General features: G+C 63.7%; 5 protein-coding genes and 1 pseudogene. 2 read left to right on the forward strand and 4 right to left on the reverse strand.

Features of this window, described 5'->3' with window-relative positions; translation table 11 throughout:
* Positions 1-119: 119 nt before the first annotated feature.
* Positions 120-655, forward strand: a pseudogene (locus tag A33M_RS23205) (IS5 family transposase); the annotation flags it as partial.
* Between the two features lie 120 nt (positions 656-775).
* Here the strand turns inward: A33M_RS23205 and A33M_RS18520 are convergent.
* Positions 776-2,836 carry a molybdopterin-containing oxidoreductase family protein gene (locus A33M_RS18520; protein WP_008390417.1) on the reverse strand — a complete coding sequence of 687 codons (2,061 nt, stop codon included), beginning with the start codon at positions 2,834-2,836 and terminating at the stop codon, positions 776-778.
* A 15-nt stretch (positions 2,837-2,851) separates the two neighbouring features.
* Positions 2,852-4,225 carry a sodium:solute symporter family protein gene (locus A33M_RS18525; protein WP_008390419.1) on the reverse strand — a complete coding sequence of 458 codons (1,374 nt, stop codon included), beginning with the start codon at positions 4,223-4,225 and terminating at the stop codon, positions 2,852-2,854.
* A gap of 194 nt (positions 4,226-4,419) precedes the next feature.
* Here A33M_RS18525 and A33M_RS18530 point away from each other — a divergent pair, with 194 nt between their 5' ends.
* On the forward strand, positions 4,420-5,343 hold the full coding sequence (locus tag A33M_RS18530; protein WP_192814131.1) for a LysR family transcriptional regulator: 924 nt from the start codon (positions 4,420-4,422) through the stop codon (positions 5,341-5,343).
* A 350-nt stretch (positions 5,344-5,693) separates the two neighbouring features.
* On the opposite strand, the gene A33M_RS18535 is transcribed toward A33M_RS18530, so the two are convergent.
* Both A33M_RS18535 and A33M_RS18540 read right to left on the reverse strand, forming a co-directional pair.
* Positions 5,694-7,091, reverse strand: a complete 1,398-nt coding sequence (locus tag A33M_RS18535) for an MFS transporter (RefSeq protein ID WP_040621685.1) — start codon at positions 7,089-7,091, stop codon at positions 5,694-5,696.
* Positions 7,092-7,279: 188 nt separating this feature from the next.
* On the reverse strand, positions 7,280-9,061 hold the full coding sequence (locus tag A33M_RS18540) for an FAD-binding protein (protein ID WP_040621687.1): 1,782 nt from the start codon (positions 9,059-9,061) through the stop codon (positions 7,280-7,282).
* Between the last annotated feature and the right edge of the window lie 816 nt (positions 9,062-9,877).

Raw genomic sequence — 9,877 nt, forward strand, 5'->3', positions numbered from 1 at the left:
CGCATTACAAGTCGCGCGGATTCAAATATCCGCAACTGTAGTACTAGGGTCCGTACTCAATTCGCTTGCGGCGCAGGGCGTTGACTGATTCAAGGGCTGCGGGGGGCACGGAGCCCTTGATGAGCAAGCAGCTTTACTGGCTGAACGATTCCGAATGGGCGCGGATCGAGCCCTTCCTGCCGCGTGGACGGCGAGGGGCTCACCGGGTCGACGACCGACGGGTGATCAGCGGCATCGTACACATGCAGCGGATCGGCGCCCGTTGGCGCGACTGCCCAAAGGAGTACGGCCCCTACACGACGATCTACAACCGCTTCAATCGTTGGAGCCGACAGGGCCTCTGGTTCGAGATTTTCGAAGCGCTGACGGGCTCGACCGGCATCATCGCGACCGTCGCGATCGACTCGACCCACATCAAGGCCCACTGCTCGGCGGCGGGCGGAAAAGGGGGGCCTTCAAGCAGGCGATCGGCCGCTCGCGCGGCGGGCGGACGATAAAAATCCACGCCCTGACCGACCACTGCGGCCGGCCGCTCGTTCTGTTGCTTTCGCCCGGAAACGTCAACGACATCGCGTTCGCACCGACCCTGATCGCCCGGGTTGGGCCGATTACCGGCCTCATCGCCGACAAGGCTTACGACGCCAACAGCCTGCGCCACCGCGGCCGCGGGGGGAGCGTGGCGAGCGCCGTGTGAGCAGCGAGATCGGCCGCCGACCCAGCGCCCGCATTACCGGTGAAACGCAGCCGCCGCAGCGCCGGGAACGACAGCACGCGGCTAGGTCATTTTCACGACTTCACAGGCGAAGAGTCGCTGCGGTGTGCTGCCCGAAATCGGATTCCAGAACTCGTCGCTTGTGAGTTCGTTGGCGCTCGCGAGGCCGTCGGTCGGATTGCCCCAGCCGAAGTCCATCATCACCAGGCCGGGCCGCAGGCTGATGTCGAACCGGGTCCGGATCGTGACACGGCCGCGTGGCGACGACAGCTCGACCATGTCGCCTTCGCGCAGGCCGCGCCGCGCTGCATCGGACGGCTCGATCCACAACAACGGCTCCGGATAGGAGGCGATCATGCCCGCGAGGTTGCGGAACTTGGTGTGCACGAACACGGCGGGCCGGCGGCTGGTGCAGCGCAGCGGGAAACCGGCCGGCGCCGGAACGACGGGCGACGCGCCGCCGTTGGTCGGCTCGCGATAGATTGGCAGCGGATCGTACCCGGCCTTGGCGAACTGCTCCGAGTAGAACTCCAGCTTGCCGCTCGGAGTCTGGAAGCCCGTCTCTTTGTACTTCCGGTAGCGCGGTGGCGGCGTCACGGCAACGATCTGCTCGTGCTCCAGGCGCGCGAGCGTCACCCCGGTCGGCTTCAGCATGTGCTCCACCCAGCTTCGCGAATCGACGAACGGATAGTCGGCCTCCAGTCCCATGCGTGCGGCGAGTTCGTACTCCATGGTGAAGACGTCGCGGGCCTCGCCGGGCGGGCCGACCACCGGACGACTGAGTGCAACGAAGCCGCGATCGAAGCTCGAATAGGCGCGATAGCCGTAGCGCTCCATCGGCGACGTCGCCGGCAGGACTAGGTCGGCGATTTCCGCCGTCGCGGTCATGAAGACGTCGTCCACCACGAGGAATTCCAGCTTGCGGAAGGCCTCGACGGTTCGGCGCTGGTTGGCCTGGATCAGCACCGGGTTGCTGTGGTGGACGATCATCGCGCGCGGCCGATACGGCTCGTCGTGGAGGAGCGCTTCCTTGATGCCGGGGAACGGCACGTCGCGGAAGATCGGGAACTCGCTTTGGCGAATTTTCGCCGTCTTCGGCGGCGCCGACAGCACCGATTGCTTGGCGAACGGCAGGAACACCACCGAGCCGGGAACGTCGACGTTGCCGGTCAGGCCGAGCAGGATCGCCACCGTCCGGACGGCATCGACAACGCTGCAATACATGTCGAAGCCGTTGCCGTCGCAGATCGTCGCCGGACCGTTGGTGGCGAACCGGCGGGCGAGATCGACAATCTGGTCCGCGGCGAGGCCGGTGATGCAAGCCGCCCAGTCCGGCGTCGCTGTTCGGACGTGCTCCGCGAGCGCCAAAAAGCCGCTGGTGTAGCGATCAACGAAGTCGCGATCGTGCAGGTTCTCGGCGATGATCACGTTGATCATCGCCAGGCCGAGCGCCACGTCAGAACCGGGCTCGATACGAATCCACTCGTCGCAGCGCGCCGCCGTCTCCGAGCGGACCGGATCGATCGCGATCAGCCGGGCGCCGCGCGCCTTGGCCCGGGAGATGATGCGGTGGAACCGCTCGTAGCCGCAGTAATTCCCATAACGCTCGGTGGCGAGCGGGTTCGAGCCCCAGAATAGGATCAGGCGTGCGTTTTCGAAGTCGGGCTCCGGCTTGCCTCCCATGGTGGCGTTGAAGGCGGTCGCCCTCGGCAGCCAGCAGCAGTTGCTGCTGCCGGTGAAGTTGGGCGAGCCGAACACGCGCATGAAATAGAGGAACCCGTCACGGGCCTCGTACGACACCGGCGCACCCGCGTTCCGAACCAGACTTTCCGGTCCGTACCGGTCGCGAATGGCCGCGAGCCTCCCGGCAGCGAAGTCGAGGGCGTCGTCCCAGCCGATCGGCTCGAGGCCGCGCGGCGTTCGCCGCAACGGCATGGTCAGGCGCTGCGGACTTTCGACGATCTCCTTGCCGGCGTGCGCCTTGCCGCAGATGTAACCGCGGCTGGCGGGATGATCCGGATCTCCTTCGATGCGCTCGATGCCGTGTGGCCCGACGGTGACCAGCAGGCCGCAATTGGCGTGACACAGGCCGCAGATCGTGCGGCAAGTACCGTGGACCGGCATGGCTGCCTCCTGCTCTCAGACGGGACGTTCGGCGCCGGCCGACCGGCCGCGCGTGATCAGGTGCTCCCCGCCCAGCACCAGCGCCGGCAGAACGACGGCGATGTAGGTCGTGTCGATCCCCAAAGGCTCGCCCGAGAAGTACCAGACCGAGGCGCCGACTATCGTCACGATCAGCGCCGCCGATGCGCCGCGCTCGCTCTTGGCGAACGGTAGGTACAGCGCCATGATCGCGACCATCGACAGGCTGGTACGCATCGCCTTGGAGAAGAACATCGTCTTGATGATGATGGGCAGCATCATCGCGAACGGCAGCGGCAGCAGCCCGACGAAGAACGAGACGATCCGGCTGATGCGGAGCTGCACCTCCTCGCGCGGCTTCGTCAGCGGGACGACTAAGTCCTTCATGACGAGCGCGGTGATCGCGAGCGAGACGGCCGCCACGTTGCCCAGGATGGTGGCGACGATTCCGATCGTCACGATCGCCCCGAGCCACGGATTCATGTGCTGGATGAAGACCGGCATGGCGCCGACGCTCGGGATGTCGGGGAACAGGAACTTGGCCTGGACTCCGATGAAGGCAGCGAGCAGTCCGATCGGGACCGACAGAAGTCCAGAGATCAGCGAGGCCTTGCGCACGTCGCGGATGCTGTCGACGCTCGCCACCGCCTGGATTGTCATCTGGGTCGAGAAGATGGCGCCGAGATTGGCGATCGTCCAGGCGATCAGGGTGGGCAGGCCGATGTGGCCGACGGCGGTGAAGTAGAATTCCGGCATCGCCTCGGTCATGTTGCCGTAGGTCGCGCCCAGGCTCACGCCGACCCCGCACACCACCGCGATGGCCAGGAACTTGAAGGCGAAGTGAATCATGTTGACGTAGGCGACGGCCCGGATGCCGCCGGCGGCCACGTAGATGATGGTGACGGCCGCCGTGATCGCCCCAGCGACCGGAAACGACACCTTCAGCACGAGGGAAACCGCGGCCGCACCGGCGACGTAGTTGGCGATATTGGAGACCAGCAGCGCGTACATCATGATTCCGGACGTCACCAGCCGGGTGCTGTTGCCGTATTGCCGATCGAGCACGCCCGAGATCGTGTATTCGCGCATCTGATGGATCTTCGGCGCGATGAACCAGCCGAACAGCGGGAAGGCGACCACGTAGGTGACGACGGCCCAAGCGGCGGCAAGCCCGCTGGTGAAGGCCGCTTGCGCCGTGCCCATGGACGAGCTGCTGCCGATGAATTCGGAGATCATCAACACACCGACGACCGTGTACGGCAGCTGCCCGCCGGCGGTCATGAACTGCTGATTGTTCTTGATGAACTTCCTGGCCCAGATGCTCAGTCCGGTGGTGATCAGAATATAGATGGCCACGAGCGTGACGATCAACGTGATATCCGATGCCCCGATTGTCACCATGCCGACCCCCGATCGGATTGGTTCACGAAAAGACGTCGACGCGCCGCGAGTCATATACCAGCCGCGCGCGAGCCCGATGAGGACTTCGGCAGTAATGGGCACTTGTATATTTTACAAATTGATACTACCAATTTTCGTTATTCAACGATCGAATGTCATTCGTGATGAGTTTCGGCGACATCGACCTCAAGCTGCTCAAGGTCCTGCACGTCGTCCTGAGCGAGCGCAGCGTGACGCGCGCGAGCGAACGGCTGGGCCGATCACAGCCGGCGGTCAGCAACGCGCTACGCCGGCTGCGCGATCTGTTGGGCGACGAACTGCTGGTCCGTGGACCTAACGGATTGGTCCTGACCCCGCGCGCCCAAGCGCTCGAGCGGCCGCTCGGCGAGGCGATGGCTCTGGTCGAGGGCTGCCTGTTCGACGGGGATCGCTTCGACCCGGCCGACGCGAGCGGCGTGTTTCGCATCAGCGCGCCCGACCGGCTGAGCGTTCCCGTGGTGCCCTCGTTGCTCGATCGGCTCCAGCGCTTCGCACCGCGGCTACGACTGCACGCTGTTACCGCCGACCGGAATTACGCGCTTGAGTTGTTGGACCGAGACGTCGTCGAGCTGGCGGTCGGAACGTTCGCCAAGCTGCCGCATCACTTCAATTCGGAGACGATCGTGCAGGAAGGCTTCTTGTGCGTGGTTCGAAAGGGGCACCCTCTGCTGAAGCCGCAGGCGCATTTCGACATGGCCGCGGTTCTGTCGTACCCGCACGTGGTGGTGAGTGCGGCGGGGCGGGACTCGTTCTTCGACGATCTGCTGGAGGGGCACGGACTGAGCCGCAACATCCTGGCGCGGGTCACCACCTTCAACGCGGTGCCGCACCTGCTCATGCAAGGCGAAGCCATCGGGATCTTCACCAAGCTGGCGTCGCAGGCGCTGGCGGCCTCGTTCGGCTTCGTCACCCGTCCGGTGCCGATGGACGTCGGCCGCATCGCCACCGCGCTGGCGTGGCACGTCCGCAACGAGCAGGATAAGAAGCACATCTGGCTTCGCCAGGAGGTCAAGGCGATCTGCCACGGGCTGAAGCCGACCGAGACCTGAATCGGGAGTTCGACGAACGTCCTCACATGCTGAAGGGCAGCATGCGGCAATGGTGCCATCAGTCCGTCGTAGCGCATCGACCGTGCCACTATCGAACAGGGCGTAGAAAGATAACCTGCCCGCTCGTCTCGGGCTCGCAGGGAGGTCGGCGAGCCGCCGGTCAATGCTCAGCGGGAGCGACAATATCGCGGTAAGGCGACGACAATCAGGATGAACCGCTGGCGGATGGTCAAGCCCTTCCGGTCGGGCGAGGCGGAGTGCGGGCCGTGAGTTCACTGGACGCCGTACTCGACATTATCGGATCGAGGCAGGGCAGGCCGGCTACGGGACCGGCCTGCCCTGGATAGCCCTCACTTCCCGGCGGGCGCGGCCTGCTCATTGAGCTCTTCGAGGCTCTTTCCCTTGGACTCGATGCCGAGGAAGATCGTGAGGATCCCTGCGATCAAACACGCGCCGGCGAGATAAACCCAGAGTTCCGTTGCCATTCCGGCGCCGAGGAAGATACCAATCAATGCCGAGCCGGTCCCGCCCCCGATTCGGCCGATCCCCATGGCGGTGGAGATTCCGAGGGTGCGGATTCGCATCGGGAAGACTTCCGGAACATAGATAGTCGCTGCGCACATTCCCATGTCGCCGAAGAAGCCGAAGAATGCAAAGCTCCAGAAGAGTTCAGTCGGTTCGGACGCCCAAATCAGGCTCAGCAGCGGCAGAGCGGCTCCGCAAAAGCCAAGAACGATGAATGGTTTGCGTCCTACCTTTTCGCTGAGGAGCACCACCGTCAGACGGCCTGCCCCGGTGAAGAACGCAATGTAGAACATGTAACCGACGGCTTCGTGGATCGACAAACCGGCGATCCTCACAAACAGTTGCGGCATCCAGAAACTCATCCCAACCGCCGCCATTTGTGCAAGCAGCCAGAGGAGCCAAACGTGAACCGTCTTGACTGTTTGCCCGCCAGCGAACAGATCTCGGAACCGACCAGAGGGCAATTTCGGCGCTGGCCGTTCGTTCTTGGTGGCTTCGCGCGATCGCTCAAGCGCTGCATCGTCTATCTCGATTTGACGAAGCGCTCTGCGAGCCTCCTTGAAACGCCCTTGGTTCACCAGCCATCGCGGCGACTCCGGCACCCAGCGTAACACCCAGAACAGCAGAAACGCTGGAAGGCAGCCTACGACGAACAATCCTCGCCACCCGTAGTTCGGAAGGATGAGCATTGCAATCACCGAGGTGAGCATTGTCGCCAATGGCCAGGTGATCGGCAGCATGCCGTTCGCGTAGCCGCGGATGCGCGCAGGCGAAAACTCGGATAGAATAGCCGCGTCGACAGGAACAGCACCGCCAAGGAAGACGCCGATCGCGAAGCGTAACGAAACGAGGAAAATAACTCCGGTTGCCAGGCCACACAGACCGGACAGGATTGAGAAGCACAGTATCGTAACCGTGAAGGCGACTTTCCGCCCACATTTATCGGCGATCCATCCCCACCCGATCGATCCCATGAAGTTACCGTACATGTAGGCCGCGCCAAACGAGCCCATCATCTCCGGCCGCAGTTCGAACTCCTTGGCGACACCTGGCAGTGCGAACCCCATCAGGAACGATTCCGTGGCATCGAACAGCGCGGCCAACGCGGCGAGTATGATCACGTAGAGTATCGGTCGGGTGATCGGCGACGAATCGATCGCATGGCCGATAATCCGCAAATTCAGCCAATCTGCCTCTTCAGGTCTTTTCTGGTCGGTCGTCATTCGTTCATTCCCCGCATGACAGTTCAATCGGCCCGCCGGTCGTGATGACCGTCGCCCGTCGAAATCACTTCGCCCGCCTCCGGATAGTGGCGTTTCAACCGCTGTCCGCCGATGCCGCTAGGACATCACTCTCCGTGCGATCCGGCAGTCGCTGGCCGGCCTGCTGTAGGTGTCCGACGGAGCATCCCCTACTCGCTTTGGTTCACCAGTTCACCAGGGCGAGCGCGCCACGGCGTCGCGATGGTGGCGGCAGCGTCCTTCGACAGGCTCTCCAAGGTGACCGGAGCTTCGTACTCGATCCGGATCTCGCCCTTATCGTTGCAGAGGACGATGTTCTTCAGCCAACCAGCATCGTCCTGCTGCTCGTATTCGGTGCGGTAATGGCCACCGAAGTATCCGCCCCGGCTTTCCTTGCGGTCGAGCGCGGCCGTCGCCAGAAGCTCGCACAGCCGGACCTGGCCTTCTGCCTCGATTGCCTGCCTGAGCAGCGCGAAGTCCAGTGATCCGTCGACTTTCGTGCACATGGTTGGCAGCACGTCGCGGCGAAATGCCTTGACCTCCTGCAGAACGGCTTCGAGCCCCGGCCCGGAGCGCACCATGTTGAGATGGCGGAAGGCGAGATCGCGGATCCGGTCGCGTACCTCCGCTGGGCTGGCGCCCTTGCCGGAACTCCACGCATCGAGTCGGCCACGCACGTCGTCGAGTGCAGCGCGGTTGGTCGGCGGCACCGCGTTGGTGTCCCGCGCGAGGGCCGCGGCCGCCTCGCCGCTGGCCGCGCCGAACACCAAGCAATCGGATAACGCCGAGCCGCCGAAGCGGCTGGCCCCGTGCGATCCTCCGGCCGCTTCGCCGGCCGCGAACAGCCGCGGCACGTTGGTCCGGCCGAATTCGTCGATCCGGATGCCCCCGACCAAGTCGTGCGGGTAGGTGGACAGCTCTATCGGCTGGCGCCGCAGGTCGATATCGGACCTGTCGGCGGAGATGAACAGGCGCTTGTACTGCTCCTCCTCGCGCAGCCGGGTCGGCACATCGGACAGGTCGAAGTAGATCCCGCCGTGCAGGCCGGCGCGCCCTTCCGTGATCTCCTGGGCGATGCGGCGGCAGAGCGGCTCCATCGAATGCCCCTTTTCGCCCTGCTCAGGAAAGTATCCGAACATGAAGCGCTCGCCGTGGCCGTTGTAGAGCCGCGCGCCGGCGCTCAGCAGCCCGTTCGTGATGCGCGTGAAGACCCCACGCGTGTGCATTCCCTCCGGGTGGATCGGGGTCGGCAGGAAGTGAGCGAACTCCATTCCGATCATCTTGGCGCCCGCATCGAAGGCCTGGGCGTATCCTTCGCCAGTAGCCTGCATGACATTGTCGCCCACCGGATACATGGCCCCGAAACCGCCGGTGCAGACGATCACGGTCTTGCAACGGAAATGAAAGAGCTCGCCGGTCTCGTAGTTGAAACCCCACGCTCCGGTGGCCTCGCCGTCTGCCTTCAGCAGGCCTCCGATCACCATCTGCTCGATCACCTTGATCCCGAGTGAACTCGCGCGCTCGCGAAGGCATTTGATCAGATACTTCCCGGTTTCGCGGTTGTGGTTGATCATCCGCGGATAGGTGTGCCCTTCCCAGGCGATCTGGCTGTACTTGTCCCCGATCCGCTTGAGGTCGAGCCCCCAGCTGCGCATCTCCTCGGTCAGCCCACAAATTGTGTTGACCCATTTACGAACCAGCTTCTGATTGCAGAGCCCGACACCGTTTCGGACGACGTCGCCAAAATGCACATCCGGGTTGTCCCGGGGATCGGCGTGGCCGAAGGCGGCGGCGAAGCCCGCCAATGCCTTCACGGTATTACCGGAACCCCAGGCGCCTTTAGTCACCACCAGCACGTCCGCTCCGGCGTCGTGCGCCTTGATGGCCGCCATGACGCCCGCGGCTCCACTTCCGATCACGAGCACTCCGGTCGTGATTTCGTTGAATGTCATTGTCGCCACTCGCTCGACTTGTTTGTCTTGTTGAAGTTGCTCTGACCATACTGCATCGGCGGATGCATCCGCGCCGAGAGTCGACGGCGCCGATATTCGCCGAACGCGGTTGGTTCTGCACGGAGTTAAGCGTGCACGGAGGGACGAAACGAGCGGAATTCGCTCTATTTGCCCCACATGTTCCGGTATCCCGATGGAAGATTGCGGGAGCCATTCGGGTCCGGAGGAGCCGATCTCTCCCGGGCCCTGCTCCGATCCGAACCGACAGGCTTTCGAAGTCGATGCGGCCGCTCGGGCGGCCGGACGGACATGGTCGTCGGTGCGCACGGACTATCGCATATCGCCGAATCCGTAGGGGACGACGCCCTTGCGGCAAGCCGAGCGTTCTCCGACGGAGTCGGCCCCTTTCGTCTCTCGCTAGCCCCAGCGATTTTCGGAGCGTGGCTATGACACATCTCCCATGGGCCGAGTCGATCATTCTTCACCAAGAAAGTAGGTCTGCGGCAGAATGGAAAGAAAGCGAAAAATCCTCATGTCAGCACGTTACTTTTTAGATTGAACGGAACCGAGAATGCTGTCGTCGAAGCCTCGCGGACCACGCACCAAGTATGCATAGCAGTCCTCGTCGCGGCGAAGCCACTGCTCGTGACGCGGCTTCCGTACTACGGCGCGTTGACGAAGTGATGTAGCCACAGGCGGACGGCGGTGAGAAGCCGAGGAAGGTCTCGGCGAGCTTGTCGTCGCGGGTGGCGACGCGGCGCGCGTTCTTCGTAAGCGTCGTGGTCAGGCCACGGCTTTGAGGGCTTGCGGCGGGGC

This window comes from Rhodovulum sp. PH10, from assembly GCF_000293785.1.
Lineage (GTDB): Bacteria > Pseudomonadota > Alphaproteobacteria > Rhizobiales > Xanthobacteraceae > Rhodoplanes.

Excerpts from the sequence above, each read along its gene's own strand:
- A33M_RS18520 (WP_008390417.1), bottom strand. The coding sequence starts at position 2,836 with ATGCCGGTCCACGGTACTTGCCGCACGATCTGCGGCCTGTGTCACGCC.
- A33M_RS18535 (WP_040621685.1), bottom strand. The coding sequence starts at position 7,091 with ATGACGACCGACCAGAAAAGACCTGAAGAGGCAGATTGGCTGAATTTG.
- A33M_RS18530 (WP_192814131.1), top strand. The coding sequence starts at position 4,420 with ATGAGTTTCGGCGACATCGACCTCAAGCTGCTCAAGGTCCTGCACGTC.
- A33M_RS18540 (WP_040621687.1), bottom strand. The coding sequence starts at position 9,061 with ATGACATTCAACGAAATCACGACCGGAGTGCTCGTGATCGGAAGTGGA.